Genomic DNA, 23,263 nt, shown 5'->3' with positions numbered 1-23,263 from the left:
GGACCGTGCGAGAGGGCTCAGCTCAGGCCGGCCGTCTTCAGCCAGCCCTTGGCGACGTCCAGCGGGTCCTTGTTCTCGAGCTGGACCTGCGAGTCCAGGTCGAGCAGGGTCTTGGTGTCGAGCTTGGCGGAGACCGCGTTCAGCGCGGCGACACCGTCCGAGGACAGACCGCTCTTGTATACGAGCGGCTGGACGTTCTCGAAGCCGAAGAGGTTCTGCGGGTCCTGCAGGACGACGAACTTCTCCTTGGTGATGTTCGGGTCCGTGGTGAAGATGTCCGCGGCCTGCACGGTGTTCTTCTTCAGCGCCGCCAGGGTCAGCGGGCCGCCCGCGTCCAGCGCCTTGAAGCCCTTGAACTCCAGGCCGTACACCGACTTCAGGCCCACCAGGCCCTGCTGCCGGGTCTGGAACTCCGGCGAGGCGCCGATGGTCAGGTCCTTCGCCACGTTCTTGAGGTCCGCGATGCTGGACTCGCTGGTCAGCTTGTACTTGTCCGCGGTGGCCTTGTTGACCGTGACGGAGTCCTTGTCCTGCGCGGAGGCGGGCTCCAGGAGCGTCAGCTTGGAGTCCAGCTTGGCCTCGATCGCGGCCGTGGTGGCCTCGACGGTCTTGGGCGCGGCCTTCGGGTCGAGGTAGGCCAGGAGCGCGCCGTTGTACTCCGGCAGCACGGTGATGGAGCCGTTCTTCAGCAGCCCGTACGTCGTCTCGCGGCTGCCGATGTTCGGCTTGTAGGTGACCTTGACACCCTTGGCCTTCAGGGCCTCGCCGTAGATGTCGGCGATCAGAATGCTCTCGGCGAAGTTGTTGGATCCGACGACGACGGTCTTGCCGTCCGACTTGCCGCCCTGCAGCGGGTCGGAGGAGGAGCTGTCGGAGGAAGAGGAGGAACCACATCCCGCCAGCAGGGCCGTGGTCGCGGCAAGCGCGACGGCCGCCGCGGGGTAGCTCCTGAAGGACCTGGGGCGTGGGGCTTTGGAAGTCACGATTCCCGTTCCGGACTCGGGGGATTGATGAGAAGCAACCGCTGCAACTGATCCAATCCAGCCTGTTCTCCCTCAGTCAAGAGCAGCCTGGTCACCAATTGGCCTCAATGCGTGATCGGTTGTGAATGCGGTGTGAACAGACTGAAGCGGAAGCGGAGGCGCTTTGTAACGGATTCTTGACGTAGGGCGACGCCCTTGATCATTCAAAGAGACGGTAGTCTCACCGCAGTTGGCGTCGGTCACAGCGGTGTGCGGGGGCCGCTGCGGTGTCATCCGCACCATTCCTCATGATCCAGTCATCGATCAGAATCGGTCAAGGCGCGTCGTCGCGCGCGACCGAGACCGCACGAAGGAGGCCCGGTGTCCACGAAAGAGGTGGACGCGACCGCCCGGCCCGCCCCGCCGTCGCCGAGAGGCGGCATCCGGGGGTTCGCCGACCGGTGGCCGTTCCGGCGCAAGCTCAACCTCCTGGTCGGCGTTCCGCTGGCCGTCGTAGCCGCCCTGCTCTCGTATCTGATCGCCGGCCAGATCGGCCAGGCCCAGGACGCCTCGTCCGCGGCGGATCTGGTGCGCAACAGCGAGCAGGTGGCCACCCTGGTCAACGAGGTGGAGAGCGAGCACCAGCTGGCGATCCTGCTCTCCGTGCGCTACGAGGCCGGCGGCAAGGGCGCCGAGTCGACCCGGACCGCCTACCGCAAGGCGCAGCGGGCGGTGGACGACCAGGTCGCCAAGGTGCGGTCGGTCTTCGGCGGGGAGCTGCCGGACAGCGAGGCGCAGGCGCTGAAGGAGGTCGAGGGCCTCACCAGCCTGCGCGGGACGGTCGAGCAGAGCTATCTGCCCGCCAGCAACATCGACCCCGCCTACGACAACGCCGCCAAGACCCTGATCGACGGTCTCGGCCTGGACCGCAACGCCGAGCTGGCCGCGACCTTCACCGGCAACCTCCTGGACTCCCTGCTGCGCGCCGACGCCGCGCACGGCTCCTTCGAGACCGGCGTGTTCTCGGCGACCACCGGTGACACCAACGCGCTCATCGAGTTCACCACCGCCGTCGGCGCCTACGAGCTCTACGGCAACCAGGCCGACCGCTTCGCCCGGTTCGCCACCGCCGACCAGGCCGACGAGCTCACCGGCGTCGAGCACACCGCCGCGATGCGGGAGATCTCCGAGGCGTACGCCGAACTCCAGGTCGCGCCCAGCACCCTGCAGGCCGGCACGCCCGCCGAGATCAAGACCGCGTTCCAGGACGCCCTCAGCGACTACCCCGCCTACCCCGAGCAGGCGCAGAGCCGGCTGAAGATCACCACCTCGCTCATCGACCAGATCGCCGACCGCGCCGACCGCGCCTCCAGCGACGCGAAGGTGCGGGCCGGACTGCTGCTCGCCATCGGTCTGCTCGGCTTCGCACTGTGGATCGCCTTCTCGGTGCTGGTGCGCCGCTCGGTGGTGCGGCCGGTGCAGGCCCTCACCCGTGCCGCGCAGGAGGTCGCCGACGTGGCCGGGCGCGAGCTGGCCCGGGTCGCCGACGACGACGCCGAGGACGACAGCCCGCCGAGGCTGCGGGAGATGCCGGTCACCGCGAACGACGAGATCGGTGAGCTGTCCGAGGTGTTCAACCGCGTGCAGACCACCTCGATCGCCCTGCTGGAGCGCCAGGTGCTCAGCCGGCGCAACGTCGCCGAGATGTTCGGCAACGTGGGCCGCCGCGTCAGCAACCTGACGACCCGTCAGCTCGCGTTGATCGACGCGGTGGAGCGCGGTGAGACCGACCCGGCCCTGCTGGAGCGCCTCTACTCCATCGACCACATCGCCGTCCGGCTGCGCCGCAACGCCGACAGCCTGATGCTGCTCGCCGGTATCCGCGAGACGGTCCTGGACTCCGGACCGACGTCGCTGACCAACGTCGTACGCGCCGCGCTGGGCCAGATCGAGGGCTTCCAGCGGGTACGGCTGCACGCGCGCACCGAGGTCATGGTCGAGCCGGACATCATCGGCGACCTCACGCTGATGGTGGCCGAACTGCTGGAGAACGCGGTGTCGTTCTCGCCCGCCGGCAGCCCCGTCGAGGTGTACGTGCGGGACACCTCCGGTGAGGAGGCGCCGGGCGGCGCGGCGATCGTCATCGCCGACCACGGCCTCGGCATGAGCGCCGACCGGCTCGCCGAGGAGAACGGCCGGCTGATCCGCCGCGAGCGACTGGACGTCGTACCGACGAAGGTGCTCGGCCTGTTCGTGGTCGGCAGCCTGGCGCGGCGCTGGGACGTCGGGGTCAACCTGTCCCGCACCCCGGGCGGCGGTGTGACGGCCGAGGTGACGGTGCCGCCGTCGCTGCTGCTCGCGATGAGCCCGGTGGAGGTCGCCGTCGGCGGTTCGACGGGCCGACGGGGCTCCATCGCCTCGGCGTCGGCAGCCGCTTCCGGACCCCGGCAGTCGTCCGCCGTCGAGGAGAACACGCGGTTGTCGTCCGACACCGCGCGGGGCGGTCAGCCGGGGCCGCTGCCCCGCCGCGTGCCGCGCCGCGAGATCCCCACGGGCACGGACGCCTCCTCGTCCCGTCCGGACACCGTGACTCCGGCTCCGGCTCCGGCCGACGCCCCCACTCCGGCTGCCGCGCCCACCGCTGAACGCACGCCCTTCATCCCCCCGGCCCGCAGCGAGGCACCGCCGCGGTCCAGGGCGAAGGAGGCGACCCGCCCGAGCTGGGCCAGGGACACCGACGCGGGCCCCGAGGACACTTCGCACGCGCACGAGGCGGTCGGCGAACCGCGTTCCGGGTGGACCGACGCCCCGGCGTCCGTCCGCGCCGAGGACGCTCCGGCTTCCCACGAGCCCGCCCGACCGACCCGCTCCCCCTGGAGCGAGGACGCGCTGTCCGCGCGGCCCGCCGAGGACGTGGGGCCCTCGCGTCTTTCCGGTGCCGGCGACTGGGTATCGTCGGTCGAAGCCCCGGGCGGCGAGACGGCGTTGTCCGCCGAGGGCACGAGCGGCGGCGCAAGCCCGGCGTTCCCCGGTGACGGCTCCGCCCGCCCGCTGCGGCGGCGGGTGCGGGGCGCGACCCTTCGTACGACCGTCGACGCCGCCGCCCAGCACGCGGCGCGACAGGTCGCCCGGCCCGCCGACGCGGACGCCGTCCGCGACGCACTCGACGAGTTCGAGGCCGCCGTGGAACGGGCCAACCGCGACAGTGCCGTCGCGGCCAACGGCAATGCCGGCGGTGCGGACGCCACGTCCGGTGCCGCCCGTCGGACCACCGACCCGCACGACCAGAACCACCTCCCGGAAGGAGCCGAGCAGTGAGCACGTCGACAGGTGACACTCCCCCCGCGGGAGCCACCACGCCGGCCGAACTGCAGGCCGCGGCAGCCGACTTCACCTGGCTGTTGAACCGATTCGCGACCGAGACCGCGGGCGTCGTGGACGCCATCGCCGTCTCCTCGGACGGACTGCTCATCGCCGTCTCCGAGCTGCGTGAGCACGCCGACTCGGAGCGGCTGGCCGCGATCGTCTCCGGCATCACGTCCCTGGCCGCGGGCGCCTCCGGCAACTACGGCCTGGGCGCCCTCAACAAGGTCATCATCGACCTCGAGGGCGGCCATGTCCTGGTCTCCGCGATCGGCAGCGGCGCCGTGCTCGGCGTGGTCACCGACAAGGAGGCCAAGCTGGGCAACATCGCCTACGAGATGACGCTGTTCGCCAACCGGGCCGGCAGCGCCCTCAGCCCGCAGCTGGTGCTCCAGCTCAAGAACAGCGTCGGCGCGGCATCCGCGCGCTGACCGGTTGCCGCCCCCGGGACCCGTCCTGAGGGCGCGATCGAGGAGGAAGACACCCCATGGCGGACGGCTCCCCACCGCCGGGCGACCCGGACCCGGTCGGCCCCGCCCCCGCCGTACGGCCGTTCCTGGTCACCGCCGGCCGCGTCGCGCCCACCGCGGCCGGCCGGCCGGTGCCGGTGGAGACCCAGGTGGTGGCCACCGCCGAGGGTCTCGTCGTTCTCGACGAACTCGACTTCGAGCAGCACGACATCGTCGCCGCCTGCCGGCGACCGCAGTCCGTCGCGGAACTCGCGGCCCGGCTGCGGCTGCACCTGAACGTGGTCCGGGTCCTCGCCGAGGACCTGCGTGCGGCCGGCTACCTGACGGTGCACGTGCCCGACTCCGGCGTCACCCACGACGCCTCCGTCCTGCGCAGGGTCATCGAGGCCCTGCGCGCCATCCCCGACTCCCGAGGGGTACTCCGTGACTCGGACTGAACCGGCCGCCCCCGCCGTGGCCGCCCCGGCGGCCGCCGTAGCACCGCCGCTGCCGGTCAAGCTGGTGATCGCGGGCGGCTTCGGCGTGGGCAAGACCACCGCCGTGGGCTCGATCTCCGAGATCGAGCCGCTGACCACCGAGGCCGCCATCACGGAGGTCGCGGCGGGGGTGGACGACCTCAGCCACACGCCCCGCAAGACCACCACCACGGTGGCGATGGACTTCGGCTGCATCACCATCGACCCGACGCTGAAGCTGTACCTGTTCGGCACGCCCGGTCAGGAGCGGTTCGGGTTCATGTGGGACGACATCGTCGAGGGCGCGGTGGGCGGGCTGGTCATCGTCGACACCCGCCGTCTGGACGACTGTTACGCCGCGGTGGACTACTTCGAGCACAAGCAGATCCCGTTCGCGGTCGCCGTCAACGCGTTCGACGGGAAGGTCGAGCACACGCTGGAGGAGGTCCGCTGGGCGCTGGACGTCGCCGAGCGGGTGCCGGTGGTGGTGTTCGACGCGCGGGAGCGGGGGTCCGTGCGGGACGCTCTGCTGGTTGTGCTGGAGCAGGCGTTGGCGCGCAGCGGAGGGTGACACGCGGGAGGGGCCCGGGGCGGAGATGCGCCCCGGGCCCCTCCACGGTGCCGGTCAGTTGCCCCGCCGCACTCCGGGCGAGACAGCCACGCGGGCCACCAGCCAGAAGAACCCGAGTGTCACCAGAGCGAGTACGGCCACCAGGGTCGCTCCGCCCACCACCTTCTCGTAGTTGCGTTGGTAGAGGCCGTCCACGATGTAGCGGCCGAGGCCGCCGAGGGAGACGTAGGCCGCGATCGTGGCCGTCGAGACGATCTGGATGGCTGCCGAGCGCAGGCCGCTGAGGATCAGGGGGAGCGCGACAGGGAGTTCGACCTGGAAGAGGACCCGTGACTCGGCCATGCCCATGCCCCGGGCCGCGTCCACCGGGGACGGGTCGACGGAGCGCACCGCCTCGTAGGTGGTGACCAGGATCGGCGGTACGGCGAGCACGACCAGCGGGATCATCACCGGGGTGAGGCCCAGTCCCAGGAGGACGAACATCAGCACCAGCAGGCCGAAGCTGGGCAGGGCGCGTCCCGCGGTGGCGACGAAGGCGACGGTGTTGCCGCCCCGGCCGGTGTGGCCGGTGAGCAGGCCGGCCGGCAGGCCGATGGCGGCCGCGATGGCGAGGGCGATCAGGGAGTACTGGATGTGCTCGCGCAGCCGGGTGGGGATGCCGTCGTAGCCGTGCCAGTGGGTGCTGTCGCTGAAGAAGTTGTTGATGAAGTGGAGGACGTTCATCGGACGGCGTCCTCCAGGGCTGCCTGCAGGGGTTCGGGTTCGTCGACGGGGCGGGGTTTGCGGTTTCCGCGCGGCATCCAGGGGGTGACGAGGACCCGCACGAGGACCAGCAGGGCGTCCGCGAGGATGGCGAGGACGGCCGTGCCGACCACGGACAGCCAGATCAGCCGGGACTGGTGGTAGATCATGCCGTCGTTGAGCAGGTTGCCGAGCCCGCCCTGGTTGCCGATCAGCATGCCGACGCTGACGAGGGAGATGCTGGAGACGGTGGCCACGCGCAGGCCGGCGATGATGGCGGGCGCGGCGATGGGCAACTGGACCTGGAAGTAACGCCGTACGGGTCCCAGGCCCATCGCGGTGGCCGCGTCCAGGGTCTCCTGCGGGACCGAGCGGACGCCGTCCACGATGGCCGGGACGAAGACCACGAGGCTGTAGACGCCCAGCGGGATCATCACGGTGGTCTCGGTCTGGCCGGTGTAGTCGATGAGCACGACGAAGAAGGCCAGCGAGGGGATGGCGTAGAGGACGGTCGTCACCCACAGCACCGGCGGGTACAGCCATCTCAGCAGCACGCAGAGCTGGGCGACGGGCAGCGCCACCACCAGGCCGACGACGACCGGGATCAGCGCCTCGCGCAGATGCAGTCCGACCAGGCCCCAGTACGTGTTCTGCAGGTCGCTCGGGATGTCGAAGAGGCCGCCGCTCATCCGGCGACCTTTTCCGTGGTGCCCTCTGCGTGCGCGGCGCGGATGGCCTCGCCGATGATCTGCTGCGAGACCACGCCGGTGACCCGGCCGTCGGCGCCGACCGCGACGGCCCAGCCGGTCGGCGAGAGCACGGCACCGTCGAGGGCGGCACGCAGGGACTCCCTGCCGTGCTCGAAGGGGCGGCCGTGGGAGAGGAGTCGGGCCGGGTCGACCGACCCGGCGGTCAGCGCGGCCGGCTCGCTCCAGCCGAGGGGACGGCCGTCGACGTCGGTGACGAGGAGGTAGGGCACGTCCTTGGAGGTGCGGGCGGCGATCTGCTCGGCGGTGGCGTCGACGGCGACGATCGGGGTGGTCAGCAGATCGAGGCCGGAGGAGGAGAAGAAGGACAGGCGCCGGATGCCCCGGTCGGCGCCGAGGAAGTCCTCGACGAAGGCGTCCGCGGGGTCGGTCAGCAGCTCGGCGGGCGGGGCGAACTGGGCGAGATGGCCGCCGGTGCGCATCACGGCGACCATGGTGCCGATCTTCACGGCCTCGTCGATGTCATGGGTGACGAAGACGATGGTCTTGCCCAACTCGTCCTGGATGCGCAGGAGTTCGTCCTGCAGCCCCTTGCGAACCACCGGGTCGACGGCGGAGAAGGGCTCGTCCATCAGCAGGACCGGCGGGTCGGCGGCGAGCGCCCGGGCCACGCCGACGCGCTGCTGCTGGCCGCCGGAGAGCTGGTAGGGGTACCGCTTGGCGAGGGAGCCGTCGAGTCCGACCCGCTCCATCAACTCACGGGCGCGCGCCCGGGCTCTGGCCTTGTCCCAGCCCAGCAGGCGGGGCACGGTGGCGATGTTGTCGATGATCGTGCGGTGCTGGAAGAGGCCCGCGTTCTGGATGACGTATCCCATCGACCGGCGCAGCGTGTTCACCGGCTGCCGGCTGATGTCCTTGCCGTCGATGGTGATCGTGCCCTCGCTCGGCTCGATCATCCGGTTGATCATGCGCAGTGTCGTCGTCTTGCCGCAGCCCGACGGGCCCACGAAGACCGTGATGGATCGGTCGGGTATCTCCAGGGAGAGGTTGTCGACCGCCACCGTGCCATCGGGGTAGCGCTTGGTGACTGAATCTATCCGTATCAAAACGCCGAACGCCCTTCGGGACTGGATCGTGGGGTGCAGATTCTAGACCGGATGTGTTTCCGAATTCAGTCGGGAAGCTGGCGAAAACCGGTATGCACCGAGGCGGTATCACACTGTGACCGACCTGTGAGTCCACTGGTTCTCACGCCCCGCTCAGCGGCCGCTCAGCGAGCCCACAGTGAGGGCCCCGATCGTCATGGCCATGAGCGAACTGGAGAACGCGTCATGACGACCCTCGCCCCGCCTCCCGCGCCGGCCCAGGAGGGCAGGCACCGGGCCTCGAACCCGCCCGCCTCCCGCATGAGAAGGCTGCTGACCGGCGCCCCCGAGGACCCCCGCTGGGCCCGCCCGGCGCTGTGGGCGATCCTGGTGCTGGCCACGGCCCTGTACGCCTGGAACCTGACCTCCATCACCGGCAACACCTTCTACGACGCGGCCGTCTACTCCGGCACCAAGAGCTGGAAGGCGTTCTTCTTCGGCGCGCTGGACTCCGGCAGCTTCATCACCGTCGACAAACCGCCGTTCGCGCTGTGGGTGATGGGCCTGTCGGCCCGCGTGTTCGGTTACGGCACCTGGCAGTTGATGCTGCCGATGGTGGCCGTCGGCAGCGGATCGGTGGCGCTGCTGTACCGGATGGTCAAGCGGGACTTCGGCGTGGTGGCGGGCACCGTCGCGGCCCTCACGCTCACGCTGACCCCGATCACGGTCGCCATCAACCGCGACACCAACCCGGACCCGGTCCTGGTCCTCCTGATGCTGCTCGGTGCGGCCGCGCTGCTGAAGGCGGTGCGGACCGGCCGGCTGATGCCGCTGGTGTGGTCGGCGGTCGCGATCGGCTTCGCCTTCAACACCAAGATGATGCAGGCGTACGTGGTCCTGCCCGCGTTCTTCCTGGTGTACGTGTGGGCGGCCCGGTGCGGCCTGGGCCGCCGGATCCGCAACCTGGCCGTCGCCACGGTGGCGTTGGTGGTCTCCAGCGCCTGGTGGATGGTGATCGTCGACCTGATCCCGGCGTCCTCGCGCCCCTACATCGGCGGCTCGACCGACAACACCGTCTGGGACCTGGTCATCGGCTACAACGGCTTCGGCCGTATCTTCGGGGCGAGTTCCTCGGTGGGCTCGCAGGGCAACGGGGCGAGCTTCGGCGGCAGCGCGGGCTTCCACCGCATGTTCAACGAGATCATGGGCGGCCAGATCTCCTGGCTGATCCCCTTCGCGGCCATCGCCCTGACCGGCGCGCTGGTGCTGCGCGGCCGGGCGCCCCGCACGGACGCCGGGCGGGCCGCGCTGCTGCTGTGGGGCGGCTGGTTCGTCCTGCACTACCTGACCTTCTCCCTCGCCGAGGGCACCTTCCACCCGTACTACGTCACCGCCATGGCCCCCGGCATCGCCGCTCTGGCCGGCGCGGGCGGGGTGATGCTGTACCGCGCCTTCAAGGACGGTTCGGCGACGTGGGGTTGGGTGCTGCCGGGTGCGGTGGCGGTCAGCGCGGTCTGGGCGGTCGTCCTGCTGCGGCGGGCGTCCGGTTCCGGGACGCTCTACACGGTCGCGGAGGTCGTCGTCGCGCTCGCCGGCGCCGCGGCGGCGCTCGGTCTGGTGGCCGGACGGTTGGCGCGTCGGCGCAAGCTGGTCGGTCTCGCCGCGCTGACGGCGGTCGTGGCGCTGCTCGCCGGCCCTGCCGCCTACTCGGTCTCGGCGGCGACCACCGCGAGCACCAACGGCACCAACCCGACGGCCGGTCCCAACACCGGTGGCGGGATGGGCGGCGGCGTGGGCGGCGGTCCGAGCGGCAGCAGGTCCGGTGGGAACGCGCCGAGCGGATCGGGCGACGCCGGTGGGCGGTCCATGGGGCAGCCGCCGTCCGGTGCGGGAGCCACCGGCACCAGCAGCGGCAGCCCGTCGCAGAGCGGTCGTACGGCCGGCGGCATGGACGGTGAGGTCTCCTCCGCGATGATCTCGTATCTGAGGAAGCACCAGGACGGCGCCACCTGGCTGGTCGCCGTGGCCACCGACCAGACCGCCTCCTCGATCATCCTGGAGTCCGGTCAGCCGGTGGTCTCCATGGGCGGCTGGTCGGGCAGCGACGACGCGATGACCCTCGCCAAGCTCAAGTCCCTGGTGAAGGCGGGCACGTTGCACTACGTCGTGGTCAGCGGCGACGAGGGCCGGTCCACCAGCTCCGAGATCGCCACCTGGGTGAAGAAGCACGGCACGGCGGTGAGCGCCTACAGCGGCCTGTACCGCCTGGACGCCTCCGACGTCGGCTGACTCCTCCTCCCCCCAGCGAGCGGGCCGCCGGACTCCCCTGCCGGCGGCCCGCCCTTGCGTTCGCGCCTCCGGTTTCAGCCCGCGGCTTCCGCTGAAACCGCCGTGAAGCCGCCCTGAAGCCGGCTCCCGGCACGCTCTGCGGCATGAACCAGACGACGACACCGGCCATCGAGGTGACCGGCCCGAGCAAGGCGTACGGCGACGAGGTCGTCCTCGACGGGATCGATCTCTCGGTCCCGCGCGGCACGATCTTCTCGCTGCTCGGCCCGAACGGCGCCGGCAGGACCACCACCGTCCAGATCCTCTCCACCCTGATCCGCGCCGACGCCGGCGAGGCCCGCGTCGCCGGGCACGACGTGCGCGAGGCTGCGCAGTCCGTGCGTGCCGCGATCGGCGTCACCGGCCAGTTCTCCGCCGTCGACCACCACTGAAAGGCAGTTGCCATGAACGTCGTGTCCCTCACCCCCGAACTCGTCGAGAACCCCGTCGGCGCCTACGCCGGCCTGCGCTCCCGGCCCGGCCTCGGCCATGTCGTCCTGCCGGGCCTGAGCACCCCCGTCCGCCTGGTCACCCGGCACGAGGACGTGAAGGCCGCGCTCACCGAACCGCGTCTGGTCCGGGACCGGTCGACGGTGTCCGGCTCCGACATGCCCGACCCCCAGGCCGAGTTGCTGGCCCAGGGCGCCGACGGTCTCCCGCCCGAGTACGCCCGGTACCTCTCCGGCCACCTCGCCCTCTTCGACGGCGACGAGCACAGCAGACGGCGCGGCCCCCTCACCCGGGCCTTCACCGCCCGCCGGGTGGCCGCCCTGCGCCCCTTCGTGGAGAAGACGGCACGGGAGCTGGCCGACACTCTCGCGGGGCGTGAACAGGCCGATCTGCTGGGCGAGTTCGCCTATCCGCTGAGCACGGCGGTGATCTGCGCGCTGGTCGGTGTCGACGCGGGCGACCAGGACAAGGTCTGCGGCTGGATCCGGGACTTCGCGTACGGCGACGGCAGCCGGGTCCTCGAAGGGCTCGGCGCGCTCGTGGAGTACACCAAGGACCTGGTCGCCCGGCGCCGTGCCGAGCCCGCCGGCGACCTGGTGTCGGCGCTGCTCGCCGACGGCGGAATGACCGACGACGAGATCGTCACCGTCTTCTTCCTGCTGATCAACACCGGCATCACCCCGCCCGCCCTGTTCCTGGCGCACGCGATGCTCGCCCTGCTGGACCGCCCCGACCAGCTGGAGCGGCTGCGTACCGACCCGCAGCTGCTGACCCGGGCGGTGCCCGAACTTCTGCGCCACGTCACGCTGGTGCGCATGGGCGCCACCCTGTACGCGACGGAGGACTTCGAGTTCGCCGGGACCCTCCTGAGGAAGGGCGAGGCGGTGACGGTCGCGCTGTTCGCCGCCGACCACGACCCGGCCGCCTACGACTCTCCCGAACACCTCGACGTGACGAGGGAGTTCGGGCGCGGCGACGGTCATCTCGCCTTCGGGCACGGCCCGCACTACTGCATCGGCGCGGCTCTCGGCCGGCTGGTGACGGGCGTCGTCCTCGACGAGCTGGTGGTACGGCGGCCCACCGCCCCGAAGCTCGCCGTGGACCGGGCGGAACTCGCCTTCGGGCACTGGCCCGGCGACGGCTTCCACCTGCTGGCGCTGCCGGTCAGTCTGTGACCCGCTGCCGCAGCAGGCCGAGCGCGGCCTCGCACAGTCCGTCGTCGTCCAGGGCGGCGTATCGGGACACCGCGTCCTCGTACGCCGCCCTGTCGGCGTTCCGGGCGTCCTCGCGGGCGCGGGCCAGGGACATGGTGGGCTGGAAGTTGCGCAGGTAGCGCAGCCGCTCGGCGAGCGCGATCAGCCGTACACCTCCCGTGTCCCCCTGCGCCAGGTCGGCCGTGCCGAGGGCGAGCAGCAGCGCGCCGCACAGCGGGAAGCAAGCGGGACGGACGGCCGGGGAGCGGGCCAGCAGGTGCGTGACGCGGCCGGGGAACGCGGTGAGGACACGGGCGACGAGGTCGGTGCGGCCGTGACGGGCGTGGGCGGTCACGGCGACCGCCTGGAGCTCCGGTCCCCAGGCCTCCATCACCGGTTCCCCGCCGGGTGCCGGGTCGGCGGTGTGCGTCAGCCGGTCCAGGGCCCGGCGCCACAGGCCGAGTCCGGTCTCGATGTCGCCGCGCGCGAGCGCCATCTCGGCGCGGGCTCCCAGGTCGGGGGTGAAGGGGTCGGACACGGCGCCCTCGGGCTGGTGCCGCAGCGCCTGCTCCAGCCAGTGCTCCGCCTCGTCGATCTCCCCGGCCTGCAGGTTGGCGAGCATGATCCCCCAGCGCAGTCCGATCGTGTCGCGCCACGCGCCGAACTCCTCGAGGGCTTCGAGGGCGGCCTTCATCGGTCCGATCGCCTCCGCGCCGCGTTCCGTCTGCAGGCACAGTTCGGCGAACCGGGCCCGCGGCCAGATCCGCAGCAGCGGGATGTCCTGGCCGGCGACCGCAGCGAGCATCCGGCGGGCGGCCATGAGGGCCCGCTCGGGGTCCCGGTCGTGCTCGCCGACGTAGCTGGCGGCGCCGTTGGCGATGGCCGCGAGCAGGGGCCGGTCGCTGTCGCACAGGGCGTCGAGGACGCGGCGGCCGCCGGGCGCGAGCACCTCAGGGAGGGCGCTCAGCACGGTGGCCACGGCCCGGATCACGGTGTCCGGCGGGGCGGGCGGCAGGCGGCGCAGCGTGACGAGGACCCGCCCGGCGCCGGGGCCGAGGCCCAACAGGGAGTTGGCGGCCAGCAGGGCCGCCGCGGTGCGCGCGGGTTCCACGTATCCGGGGGCGGGCCGGTAGTGGGAGAGCAGCGGTGCGGTGTCCTCGGCGAGGGCGAGGAGGCGGGCGTGGTTGGCGCCGGCCTCGGCGAACCACAGGCTGCCCAGAACCGCCGTGACGGCGACGACGGTGTCCTGGTCCCCGAGGTCGAGAGCGCGCCGCAGGGCGTGGACGAGGTTGTCCTGCTCGGCGCGGACGAGCCGCCAGGACGCATGGGGGTCCCCCCGCTCGAGCGAAGCCGAGAGTGGGGGAGGCTCGGCCCCGAAGGGCGCGTCGTGGTGGGCGACGCCGAACTCCCGCGCCCAGCCCAGGAACCGCTCCGTGACGGCCGCGTCCTCCCCGGCCCCCTCCCGATGCGCGGCGGCGAACTCCCGTACCGTCTCCAGCATCCGGAAGCGGGTGCCGCTCGCGGTGTCGGTCACCTTGAGCAGGGACTGGTCGACGAGGTCCTCGAGGATCTCCAACACGTCCGGACCGCCCACCAGTTGCTCCGCCGCGCCGGCGGTGAAGCCGTCCGGGAAGACGGACAGGGCGTGCAGCGAGGACCGCCCTCGTTCGTCGAGGAGGTTCCAGCTCCAGTCGACGACGGCGTGCAGGGTGCGGTGGCGTTCCGGCGCGTCCCGGTGCCCGCCCCGCAGCAGCGCGAACCGGTCCTGAAGCCGGCTGTGGATCTCGGCGACCGACATCACCCGCACCCGGGCGGCGGCCAGTTCGGCGGCGAGCGGCAGTCCGTCGAGGCGGCGGCAGAGGGCGGCGACGGTGTCGGCGGGCAGGTCTGCGTCGGGGCGGGCGGCGCGGGCCCGCTGCTCGAACAGCTCGACGGTGGTGGCGGGATCGAGTTCGGGCAGGGGGTGGACGGTCTCGGAGGACAGACCGAGCGGGGCACGGCTGGTGGTGAGGACGCGCAGGTCCCCGGTCCGCGACACCAGCGCCTGGACGAGGTCGGCGACGCCCTGGACGACCTGCTCGCAGTTGTCCAGGACCAGCAGCGCGGGCCCGGAACCGAGGGTGCCCAGAATCCCGGTGACCGCGTCACCTCCCGCACCGGGCCGCAGGCTCTCGCCGGCGCCCAGCGCGGAGGCGACCTCGGCGGCCACGTCGGCGTCGCGGCGGACACCGGCGAGCGGCACCAGGTGCACCACCCGCTGTTCGGCGTCCCGGGCGACGGCGGCCGCGAGGCGGGTCTTGCCGAGACCGCCGGCGCCGACGACGGAGACGACACGGGCGCCGTGCAGCAGACGGGCCACGGCGGCGACGTCGGCGTCCCGGCCGAGCAGCGGGTTGGGTTCGTGCGGTACCCCGCGCCGGACGGCCGGGGCCTCGCCGCGCAGCAGCGCCTGGTGCAGTTCCTGCAGGGCGGGCCCGGGGTCGGTGCCGAGTTCGTCGCGCAGACGGCGCCGGTGGGTGTCGTACGTGGCGAGGGCGGCGGCCGGTCCCGCGGTGGCGGTGCGGCAGCGCATCAGCTCCAGCAGGAGTTCCTCGTCGTGCGGCCGCGCGGCGGCCAGGTCGGTGAGCGGGCCGACGGCCTCCCCGCGGCGGCCGGTGCGGGCGAGGGCGAGGGCACGGCAGCGGGCGAGCGCGCGGTGGGTGCCGACGCGCTCGGCGCGCAGCTCGGCGACCGGGTCACCGGGAGCGGGTTCCTCGACGGCCGGGGCGCCGTCCCACAGCGCGAGCCCCTCCTCCGCCTCCGCCAGGGCGCCCGCGTGGTCCCCGGCGCGGCTCTTCTCGGCGGCCGCGGCAGCGAACAGCCGGACGGCGGCGGTGTCGACCTGGTCCTCGCGCAGGGCGAGCCGGTAGCCGGTGGGGGTACTGGCGATGACGTCGGCGCCGAGCTGACGGCGGGCCCGGGAGACGAGGATCTGCAGGGCCTTGGCCGGGTTGTCCGGCCGCTCCTGCGGCCACAGTCCCTCGACCAGCCGGGCCGTGCCGCACCCCGCCCTGAGCTCCCCCGCCAGCAGCGCGAGCAGCCCCCGCAGCCGGGGCGCGGTGATCTCCCGGCCCCGGTGGGAGACGGCGGACAGGAGCGTCAACTCGATGGTCACCGGGCCAGGTTAGTCAGCCCGGTGCATCATGCCGCCCGGGACCGGGAGGCCACCGGGAACCCCTCCGTCCGCAGCACCTGTCCCGCCGTGTCCACGGCGAACACCTCGCACCCGGGCTGCGCGGCGGCCCATGCGACGCCCGCGGCGCCCAGCGCGAAGGCGGCCGTGGCCACGGAGTCCGCCACGGTCAGCGAGGCGGCGACCACCGTCATGCTGAGCAGTCCGGTCGCCGGGCGCCCGGTGCGGCCGTCGAGGATGTGGTCGCCGCGCTCGTAGCGGGCGGAGGTGGCCACCGCGCCGTCGGTCAGCTCCAGGACCGCGCACAGCTGGTCGGCCTGTTCGGGGTGTCGTACGCCCACCCGCCAGGGCCCGCCGCAGGCGACCACGTCACCGCCGGCGTTCAGCACGAACCGTCTTGCGCCGACCGTCCGCAACAGCTGCGCGGCCCGCTGCACCGACCAGCCCTTCACCACCGCGCACGGGTCGAACCGCCGCCCCGGCAGCCGCGCGTCGAACGCGCCGCCCGTGGCGACCCGGTAGTGCTCGCACAGGTCGAGCACCTCGGACAGGTCGGCGCTGAGTGAGTCCCGCCCCAGCTCGCCCCGGCCGTACCGGGAGACCTCGCTGTCGGCCCTGAAGGGGCTGAACCGGGCGTCGACCTCGCGCAGCCAGGCGAACACCGCGTCCGCGGCCTCCTCCCACGCGCCCTCGTCGTCCACCCGCAGCGAGACGGGGAACCCCATGACGTGTTCGACGCGGCGCACGTCAGGCGCCCTTGGCGTCGATCGCGGCCTGGAGGGACTGCTTGTACCCCTCGCTCGTGACGGTCGCCCCGGACACCGAGTCGATCTCCGCGCTCTGCGCCTTCAGCGTCTCCGCGATCAGCTTCGGTACGGCGGCCGTGGTCTGGGGGTGGTTCGGCTGCTGGAGCATCGACACGGCGGTGATCCGGCCGGCCTCGAAGGTGACCTGCACCTGCACGGGCCCCTTGTCCGTGTTCACGGTCGTGCCCTTGACGACCTTCCCGGAGGCCGCGGACGCACCCGAACCGGACGACGAGGCCGAGGACGAGGACGAGGGGGACGGTGTCACCGCGGGCTCGGCGGTGGTGGACGTCGTACCCCCGACCGACGGCTCGTAGCGCCAGACGGGGACCAGGCCCGCGATGCTGAGGACGACGACGGGTATGGCTCGCTTCACGTTCTCTTCCTCATCCCGCCAGGCTGAAGCGCTCGAAGTGGATCTGCCACTTGGGCACGCCCAGCTCGCCCAGGCTGCCCAGCACCGCCTTCATCATCGGCGGCGGCCCGCACAGGAAGACGTCCCGCTCGCCGATGTCGGGCACCAGCCGGGCCAGCTCGCGCGGGGCCAGCTTGTCGGGAACGGGCGGGCCGGTGACCAGGTGCACTTCGGCGCCCTTGGCGGCGGCGAGGTCGCGCAGTTCGTCGTAGAGCACGGCGTCCCGTTCGCCGGCGACGCGGTAGACGACGATGGCGTGGCCCTCGATGTCCTCCAGGAGGGCCCGGATCGGGGTCACACCGACACCGCCCGCGATCAGCAGGGACTCGGTCCTGGTGCGGTGCAGGGCGGTGAAGGCGCCGTAGGGGCCCTCGGCGAAGACGCGGGTGCCGACCTTCACATGGCGCAGGGCGGCGCTGCCCGCACCTGCCGCCTTCACCGTCAGACGCAGGGTGCGGCCGTCGGGGGCGGCGGAGAGGGAGAAGGGGTTGGCCTGCCACCAGCGGTCGGCGGTCAGGAACCGCCACAGGAAGAACTGGCCGGCCCGGGCGGGCAGCTTGTCCAGGTCCTTGCCGGTGACGTGGACCGAGACGACGTTGTCGGACTCGGGGACGACCGCGGAGACCCGGAACCGGTGGCGGGTGTTGCGCCACAGCGGCAGCACGAGCCGGCCCAGGACCAGGGCGCCGAGGGCCACGGCCCACACCGTGTACCAGTACGTCTTCGCGGCGGACGACGAGGTGAACGTCGTACCGACCGCGACCTGGTGGGTGAAGGCGAGGACCACAGCGACGTAGGTGTAGAGGTGGATGAAGTGCCAGGTCTCGTAGGCGAGCCGGCGGCGGGCGTAGCGGGCCGAGACGGCGCCGACCACGAGGATCAGGCCGAGGGCGACGATCGCGCGCAGCACGCCCTCGGTGGTCTCGGCGAGGTCCACGAGTTCGGTGACGGGGCCGACGCCCGCCCCGTCGGCGTATCCGAAGCTGATGAAGACGGCGTGTGCGAGGAGGGTCCACAGCAGGGCGAAGCCGGTCCAGCGGTGCCAGGAGGTCAGCCGGTCCATGCCGATCCGCCGGTCCAGCCAGGGCAGCCGGGCCACCAGCACCAGCTGGAAGGCCATGACCAGGGCGCCGTACAGACCGGCGAGGCGGCCGATGACGATGAGCGCGTTGGAGGCGAAGCCCGCCTGGGCGAAGAAGTAGGCGACCACGGCCGCGTTCGCGGCGAGCACGGCGAACAGGCCCGTGCGGGCCACCACCCTGGGGCGTGTCGCCGTGGGGGGCGCAGGGGGTGATTGGACGGTCGTCACGGTGACGGCAGCTCCTTGATCGGGTCCTGGGTGACCGAGCTTGGCCGGTGGGAGCTGTCGAGAAGCTGTCGGACAACTTTCAAGTACTTATCGATGCGCTCGCTGTGTGCCGGACCACACGGTCCGCCCGGGCGGGTGCCGCACTATGAGCGGGTGGAAAAAGTACGCCTCCTCGTCGTGGACGACGACCCGCCCATCGCCGATCTCGTCGCGACCGTCGCCCGCTACGAGGGCTGGGACGCGGTCACCGCGAACACCGGTGAGGAGGCGGTCGCGCTGGCCGGCGAGTTCCGCCCGGACATCGTGGTGCTCGACCTGATGCTGCCGGACGTGGACGGCTTCGGTGTGCTCGACCGGCTGCGGCGCTCGGGCACGATGGTGCCGGTGGTGTTCCTGACCGCGCGGGACGGGGTGGCCGACCGGGTGGCGGGGCTGACCCGGGGCGGCGACGACTACCTGGTCAAGCCGTTCGCGGTGGAGGAGCTGATGGCGCGGCTGCGCACGGTGCTGCGGCGCAGCGCCGGGCCCGCCTTCCAGCGCTCCGTGCTGCGGGTGGCGGACCTGACGATGGACGAGGACACCCGCGAGGTGCGGCGCGGCGACAAGCTGCTCACGCTCACCCCCACCGAGTACGAGGTGCTGCGCTTCCTGATGCGCAAGTCGCCGACCGTGATGACCAAGGCGCAGATCCTCGACCATGTGTGGGAGTACGGCTTCGGGGGCCGCTCGAACGTCGTCGAGCTGGTCGTCAGCCGGCTGCGCCGCAAGCTGGACGACACCGGCGCACCGCTGATCCACACCGTGCGCGGCTTCGGTTACGTCGTCCGGCAGGCGGCCGAGTGATACGGCGGCTGCGCCGGGCGTACCGCGGGATGCGGCTCGGGACCCGGCTGGCGCTCGGGCTGGGCGCGCTGGCGCTGGTGGTGTTCGCGGTCGTCGGCACGGCCCTGACGACCTACATGCGGGACTATCTCTCCGCCCAGCTCGACGACCAGCTGGGCCTGGCCCAGGTCGCCCAGTCCAAGAGCATCGCGGAGAACGGCACCCTGCAGGGCAAGAAGTACTACCGCTGGTACTACGCGGTGTACGACGTCTCCGGCGGCACCGCCGTGCTGCGCAAACCGGAGGAGCCCGGCGACCTGCCCGCGGACATCGCCCCCCTCACGTCCCTGGCCCGGGCCCAGGCGGGCGGGCGGACCGAGATGCTGCGCACCGCGCGGATCTCCGGCGAGGGCGAGTACCGGCTGCGGGCCTGCGAGGTCGAGCCCGGTGTGGTGCTGGTCAGCGGGGCGCCGATGGACGACATCGACGCCACCGTACGGCGGCTGATCACCGTGCAGGTGGTCGCCTTCGGGCTGGCGCTGGCGGCGCTGGTGGTGTTCGGCCGCAGGATGCTCAGACGCGGTCTGAACCCGCTCAGCGACATGGCGCACACCGCGCACGGCATCGCCTCGCACGACCTGACCGAGTCCGCGGCCCGGCTGCCGCTGCGCGCCGACGAGCGCGGCGGCGGGCCCGAAGTGGAGGAGCTGCGCACGGCCTTCAACACGATGCTGGAGCACATCGACCGCTCCCTCGCGGTGCGCGCGGAGGCGGAGCAGCGGCTGCGCCGGTTCGTGGCCGACGCCTCGCACGAGCTGCGTACGCCCCTGATGTCCGTACGGGGCTACGCGGACCTCTTCCAGTACGCCGCCGCCAACGCCCCCGAGGAGCGCGACAGGCACCTGGCCCGGCTGCGTGCCGAGGCCGCCCGGATGGGGGTGCTCCTCGACGACCTGCTGCTGCTCGCCCGGCTGGACGCGGCGGAGGTGGACGCGCCGCTGCGGGTGCAGGACGCGGATCTGGCGGAGCTGGTCGGGGAGGCGGCCGCCGCCTTCCGGGCGAGTCACCCGGAGCGCCCGCTGACCGTGATGCCGGGTCCGGCCGCGCTGAGGCTGCGCCTGGATCCGCACCGCATCCGGCAGGTCCTGGACAACCTGCTGACCAACGCGGCCGTGCACACGCCGGCCGGCACCAAGGTGTCGATGGCGGTCGCGCTGGAGCAGGAGACGGCGGTCGTCCGGGTCGAGGACGCGGGTCCCGGCATCCCGGCCGCCGACCGGGAACGGATCTTCGACCGCTTCTACCGCGTCGACAAGGCCCGCAGCCGCGACCGGGGCGGCAGCGGTCTGGGACTGTCCGTGGCGAGCGCCCTGGTGCGCGCCCACGGCGGCACGATCGAGCTGAGCAGCGAGCCCGGCTCGACCGTCTTCACGGTGCGGCTGCCGCCGCGAGGTCTTACGGACCGGTGACATGACGTGCGCGGCCCGCCGGTTCGGGCCGCGCACGGCCCTAGCGTGGCGGCATGCGCGTACTGGTCACCGGCGGTGCCGGATTCATCGGGTCCCATGTCGTCAGCGCTCTGCGGTTCCACGGGCACGAGCCCGTCGTGTACGACGTCCGCTCCGACCCCCCGTCGGACGTGCGCGACCCCTACGCCGTCGGCCGGGCGCTGGCCGGTGTGGACGCCGTGTGCCACCAGGCGGCGATGGTCGGACTCGGCACGGGCTTCGCGGACGCGGCGGAGTACGTCTCCCGCAACGATCTCGGTACGGCCGTCCTGCTCACCGCGATGGCCGAGGCGGGCGTACGGCGGCTGGTGCTGGCCGGGTCCATGGTGGTCTACGGAGAGGGGCGCTACACCTGCGAGCGGCACGGCGTCGTACGCCCCGGTCCGCGTGCCGTCGCCGACCTGGACGCGGGCCGCTACGAGCCCACCTGTCCCCGGTGCGGCGCGGACCTCGTCCCCGGTCTCGTCGGCGAGGACGCGCCGGTCGACCCGCGCAACGTGTACGCCACCACCAAGCTCGCCCAGGAACACCTCGCGGCCGCCTGGGCGCGTGCCACGGGCGGCTCGGCCGTGTCCCTGCGCTACCACAACGTGTACGGGCCGGGCATGCCCCGCGACACCCCGTACGCCGGGGTCGCCTCCTTCTTCCGCTCGGCCCTGGCCCGCGGCGAGCGCCCGCGCGTCTTCGAGGACGGGCGCCAGCGACGCGACTTCGTCCACGTACGGGACGTCGCGGCGGCCAATGTGGCAGCGCTGGGGGCGGACGCACCGTCCGGCGCGCTGACGGCGTACAACACCGGCAGCGGCGAGCCGCACACCGTCGGAGAGATGGCACGGGAACTGGCGGTGGCGTACGGCGGTCCCGAGCCGGTCGTCGCGGGCGGGTACCGCCTCGGCGACGTACGGCACATCACCGCGGACTCGTCGCGCATCCGCGCCGAACTGGGCTGGAAGCCGGAGGTGGGCTTCGCGGAGGGGATGCGGGAGTTCGCGGGGGCCGGGATGCGGGAGGCATAGGGCCGGTCCGGCCCGTCAGGGACCGGTGGTGCTGTCCGCCTTTCAGGAAGCGGCGGCGGGCAGCACCACCTCGAAGCGGCACCCGCCCGGGACGTTGCGCACGGTCGCCGTGCCCCGGTGCGCCTCCACGATGCCCCGGACGATGGCGAGGCCGAGTCCCGCGCCGGCGGGGGGAGTCCGGGCGTGGGTGCCGCGCCAGCCGGTGTCGAAGACGCGGGGCAGGTCCTCCTCGGGGATGCCGCCGCAGCCGTCGGTGACGGACAGCACGACCCCCTCGGGCGAGCGCTCGGCGGCCACGGCGACCGTGCCGTCGGCCGGGGTCCGGCGGATGGCGTTGACCAGCAGGTTGCCCAGCACCCGGCTCATCTCCTTGCCGTCCACCTCCACCGGCACCGGCTCGACCCCGTCACCGACGAGCCGTACGCCGTGCTCGCGCGCCAGCGGATCCGCGCCCGCGAGCGCGTCGCCCACGAGGTCGTACAGGGAGATACGGCTCGGGCTCAGCGCCAGCGCGCCCGCGTGGATGCGGGAGAGTTCGAAGAGGTCGCCGACCATGTCGTTGAGGCGCTCGACCTCGGTGCGGATCTGCTTGAGATAGCGGTCGGGATCGGCGGCGACACCGTCCTCGAGGGCCTCGGACATGGCGCGCAGGCCGGCGAGCGGGGTGCGCAGGTCGTGGGAGATCCAGGCGACCAGTTCGCGCCGCGAGGACTCGAGGGCCCGCTCGCGCTCCCGGGACTCGGCGAGTTTGGCGCTGGTGATCTCCAACTCGCGGCTGAGCTCGGCGAGTTCGGCGGTGGCGGGACCGGCGGGAGAGGTGAAGTCGCCACCGTCACCGAAGGACCGGGCGGCGAGGGTGAGGGCACGGCTGCGGGCGGCGACCCAGCGGCCGAGGAGCAGGGCGGTGGCCAGGGAGACCACGGCGGCCATCGCGACGACGGTCGTGACCACCTTCAGGTCGTGCCCGGACAGGAACATGGCCTGCGCGACCGCGAGCGTGCCCGCGAACATGGCGGTGACACCGACGGCCGCGACGACACCGAGGTGCAGGGCCAGCGAGCGGCGCCGGATCAGCAGCAGCACCCCGGCGCCGAGCAGGCCGGCCACGGCGGCGCCGAGGAAGGCGAACAGGGCGATGAGCAGGTTGGCGCGCACGGTCAGGCCCCCTGGTCCGAGGCGTCGAAGCGGTAGCCGACGCCCCACACGGTCTGGATCAGCCGGGGCCGGGCCGGATCGTCCTCGACCTTGCCGCGCAGCCGCCGCACATGGACGGTGACGGTCGACAGGTCGCCGAAGTCCCAGCCCCACACCTCGCGCATCAGGTCCTCCCGGCTGAAGACCCGGCCGGGATGGCGCAGGAAGTACGCGAGCAGGTCGAACTCGCGGATGGTGAGGGCGAGTTCGCTGCCGCCCTTGAGGGCGCGACGGGCCCCGGGGTCCACCGAGAGCCCGCCCGCGCGCAGCAGGCCGGCCGGCTGGGCGGGCCGGGTGCGGCGCAGCACCGACTCGACGCGCAGGACGAGTTCGCGGGGGCTGAAGGGCTTGGTGACGTAGTCGTCGGCGCCGACCTCCAGGCCGAGGATGCGGTCGTCCTCGTCGCCGCGCGCGGTGAGCATGATGACCGGCACGGGCCCGTACCCGCGCATCCGCCGGCACACCTCGAGCCCGTCCATGCCGGGCAGCATCAGGTCGAGGACCACGAGGTCCGGCCAGTGCGCGGCGGCCCGCGCGAGCGCGTCGGGGCCGTCGCCGGCCCGGTCGACGACGTATCCGGCCCGGTCGAGATACCCGGTGACGACCTCGGCCACGGTGGGATCGTCGTCCACGACGAGCACCCTGGCCCCGGCCCGTCCACCCTGCTGCTGCTCCATGGAGCCAGCCTCGCACCCC

General features: G+C 72.7%; 19 protein-coding genes and 1 pseudogene. 10 read left to right on the top strand and 10 right to left on the bottom strand.

The window, feature by feature from the left end; all coding sequences use genetic code 11:
- Window positions 1-17: 17 nt before the first annotated feature.
- The gene (locus tag ACWCQ1_RS25190; RefSeq protein WP_133041592.1) at window positions 18-983 is read right to left on the bottom strand and encodes an ABC transporter substrate-binding protein; all 966 of its coding nucleotides are present in this window, start codon (window positions 981-983) and stop codon (window positions 18-20) included.
- Between the two features lie 360 nt (window positions 984-1,343).
- Between ACWCQ1_RS25190 and ACWCQ1_RS25185 the strand changes: the two genes are divergently transcribed.
- From ACWCQ1_RS25185 to ACWCQ1_RS25170, 4 genes are read left to right on the top strand one after another with little or no spacing between them, the layout of a single operon-like run.
- Window positions 1,344-4,280, top strand: a complete 2,937-nt coding sequence (locus ACWCQ1_RS25185) for an ATP-binding protein (RefSeq protein WP_358598512.1) — start codon at window positions 1,344-1,346, stop codon at window positions 4,278-4,280.
- Window positions 4,277-4,756 carry a roadblock/LC7 domain-containing protein gene (locus ACWCQ1_RS25180; RefSeq protein WP_133041590.1) on the top strand — a complete coding sequence of 160 codons (480 nt, stop codon included), beginning with the start codon at window positions 4,277-4,279 and terminating at the stop codon, window positions 4,754-4,756. Before ACWCQ1_RS25185 ends, ACWCQ1_RS25180 begins: the two co-directional genes overlap by 4 nt.
- A gap of 56 nt (window positions 4,757-4,812) precedes the next feature.
- Window positions 4,813-5,232, top strand: coding sequence for a DUF742 domain-containing protein (locus ACWCQ1_RS25175; protein ID WP_133041589.1), 420 nt, complete (start codon window positions 4,813-4,815; stop codon window positions 5,230-5,232).
- Window positions 5,219-5,821 carry a GTP-binding protein gene (locus tag ACWCQ1_RS25170; protein ID WP_133041588.1) on the top strand — a complete coding sequence of 201 codons (603 nt, stop codon included), beginning with the start codon at window positions 5,219-5,221 and terminating at the stop codon, window positions 5,819-5,821. Before ACWCQ1_RS25175 ends, ACWCQ1_RS25170 begins: the two co-directional genes overlap by 14 nt.
- A gap of 54 nt (window positions 5,822-5,875) precedes the next feature.
- Here the strand turns inward: ACWCQ1_RS25170 and ACWCQ1_RS25165 are convergent, their stop codons facing one another.
- From ACWCQ1_RS25165 to ACWCQ1_RS25155, 3 genes are read right to left on the bottom strand one after another with little or no spacing between them, the layout of a single operon-like run.
- Entirely contained in the window at window positions 5,876-6,544 is a 669-nt protein-coding gene (locus tag ACWCQ1_RS25165) for an ABC transporter permease (protein WP_451027435.1), read from the bottom strand.
- Window positions 6,541-7,251, bottom strand: a complete 711-nt coding sequence (locus ACWCQ1_RS25160) for an ABC transporter permease (protein WP_358598516.1) — start codon at window positions 7,249-7,251, stop codon at window positions 6,541-6,543. The genes ACWCQ1_RS25165 and ACWCQ1_RS25160 overlap by 4 nt, the downstream gene beginning before the upstream one ends.
- On the bottom strand, window positions 7,248-8,375 hold the full coding sequence (locus ACWCQ1_RS25155; RefSeq protein WP_133041585.1) for an ABC transporter ATP-binding protein: 1,128 nt from the start codon (window positions 8,373-8,375) through the stop codon (window positions 7,248-7,250). The genes ACWCQ1_RS25160 and ACWCQ1_RS25155 overlap by 4 nt, the downstream gene beginning before the upstream one ends.
- A 225-nt stretch (window positions 8,376-8,600) precedes the next feature.
- On the opposite strand from ACWCQ1_RS25155, the gene ACWCQ1_RS25150 reads away from it, so the two are divergent.
- The 3 genes and pseudogenes from ACWCQ1_RS25150 to ACWCQ1_RS25140 all read left to right on the top strand — a co-directional run bounded on the left by ACWCQ1_RS25150 (window position 8,601) and on the right by ACWCQ1_RS25140 (window position 12,307).
- Window positions 8,601-10,643 carry an ArnT family glycosyltransferase gene (locus ACWCQ1_RS25150; protein WP_451027434.1) on the top strand — a complete coding sequence of 681 codons (2,043 nt, stop codon included), beginning with the start codon at window positions 8,601-8,603 and terminating at the stop codon, window positions 10,641-10,643.
- A 143-nt stretch (window positions 10,644-10,786) separates the two neighbouring features.
- Window positions 10,787-11,068, top strand: a pseudogene (locus tag ACWCQ1_RS25145) (ATP-binding cassette domain-containing protein); the annotation flags it as partial.
- An 18-nt stretch (window positions 11,069-11,086) separates the two neighbouring features.
- Window positions 11,087-12,307, top strand: a complete 1,221-nt coding sequence (locus ACWCQ1_RS25140) for a cytochrome P450 (protein WP_451027433.1) — start codon at window positions 11,087-11,089, stop codon at window positions 12,305-12,307.
- Here the strand turns inward: ACWCQ1_RS25140 and ACWCQ1_RS25135 are convergent.
- Genes ACWCQ1_RS25135 through ACWCQ1_RS25120 form a run of 4 tightly spaced genes read right to left on the bottom strand, consistent with a single transcriptional unit; the run spans window position 12,297 to window position 18,027 of the window.
- Complete coding sequence (locus ACWCQ1_RS25135) at window positions 12,297-15,479, bottom strand: ATP-binding protein (protein ID WP_451027432.1); 3,183 nt, start codon at window positions 15,477-15,479, stop codon at window positions 12,297-12,299. The two genes, ACWCQ1_RS25140 and ACWCQ1_RS25135, sit on opposite strands and share 11 nt — an antisense overlap.
- Before the next feature lie 26 nt (window positions 15,480-15,505).
- Window positions 15,506-16,222: an FAD:protein FMN transferase gene (locus ACWCQ1_RS25130; RefSeq protein WP_451027479.1), complete on the bottom strand. Its 717-nt coding sequence runs from the start codon at window positions 16,220-16,222 to the stop codon at window positions 15,506-15,508.
- A gap of 22 nt (window positions 16,223-16,244) precedes the next feature.
- A complete protein-coding gene (locus ACWCQ1_RS25125) occupies window positions 16,245-16,679 on the bottom strand; it encodes an FMN-binding protein (RefSeq protein ID WP_133041581.1) in 435 nt (144 codons plus the stop codon).
- Window positions 16,680-16,689: 10 nt separating this feature from the next.
- A complete protein-coding gene (locus ACWCQ1_RS25120) occupies window positions 16,690-18,027 on the bottom strand; it encodes a ferredoxin reductase family protein (protein ID WP_358598531.1) in 1,338 nt (445 codons plus the stop codon).
- A 153-nt stretch (window positions 18,028-18,180) separates the two neighbouring features.
- Between ACWCQ1_RS25120 and ACWCQ1_RS25115 the strand changes: the two genes are divergently transcribed.
- From ACWCQ1_RS25115 to ACWCQ1_RS25105, 3 genes are read left to right on the top strand one after another with little or no spacing between them, the layout of a single operon-like run.
- A complete protein-coding gene (locus ACWCQ1_RS25115; RefSeq protein ID WP_133041579.1) occupies window positions 18,181-18,870 on the top strand; it encodes a response regulator transcription factor in 690 nt (229 codons plus the stop codon).
- Window positions 18,867-20,318 (top strand): sensor histidine kinase, encoded by a 1,452-nt coding sequence (locus ACWCQ1_RS25110; RefSeq protein WP_451027431.1) that lies wholly within the window; start codon window positions 18,867-18,869, stop codon window positions 20,316-20,318. The genes ACWCQ1_RS25115 and ACWCQ1_RS25110 overlap by 4 nt, the downstream gene beginning before the upstream one ends.
- 53 nt (window positions 20,319-20,371) lie before the next feature.
- Window positions 20,372-21,373 (top strand): NAD-dependent epimerase/dehydratase family protein, encoded by a 1,002-nt coding sequence (locus ACWCQ1_RS25105; protein WP_358598537.1) that lies wholly within the window; start codon window positions 20,372-20,374, stop codon window positions 21,371-21,373.
- 42 nt (window positions 21,374-21,415) lie between these two features.
- Here the strand turns inward: ACWCQ1_RS25105 and ACWCQ1_RS25100 are convergent, their stop codons facing one another.
- Together ACWCQ1_RS25100 and ACWCQ1_RS25095 are read right to left on the bottom strand one after the other, a co-directional pair.
- The gene (locus ACWCQ1_RS25100; RefSeq protein WP_133041576.1) at window positions 21,416-22,528 is read right to left on the bottom strand and encodes a sensor histidine kinase; all 1,113 of its coding nucleotides are present in this window, start codon (window positions 22,526-22,528) and stop codon (window positions 21,416-21,418) included.
- 2 nt (window positions 22,529-22,530) lie between these two features.
- On the bottom strand, window positions 22,531-23,244 hold the full coding sequence (locus ACWCQ1_RS25095) for a response regulator transcription factor (protein ID WP_451027430.1): 714 nt from the start codon (window positions 23,242-23,244) through the stop codon (window positions 22,531-22,533).
- Window positions 23,245-23,263 lie beyond the last annotated feature (19 nt).

The organism is Streptomyces sp. NPDC002144 (genome assembly GCF_053593695.1).
The sequence above is the reverse complement of the archived record's forward strand: the minus strand, read 5'-3'. Positions and strand labels throughout refer to the sequence as shown.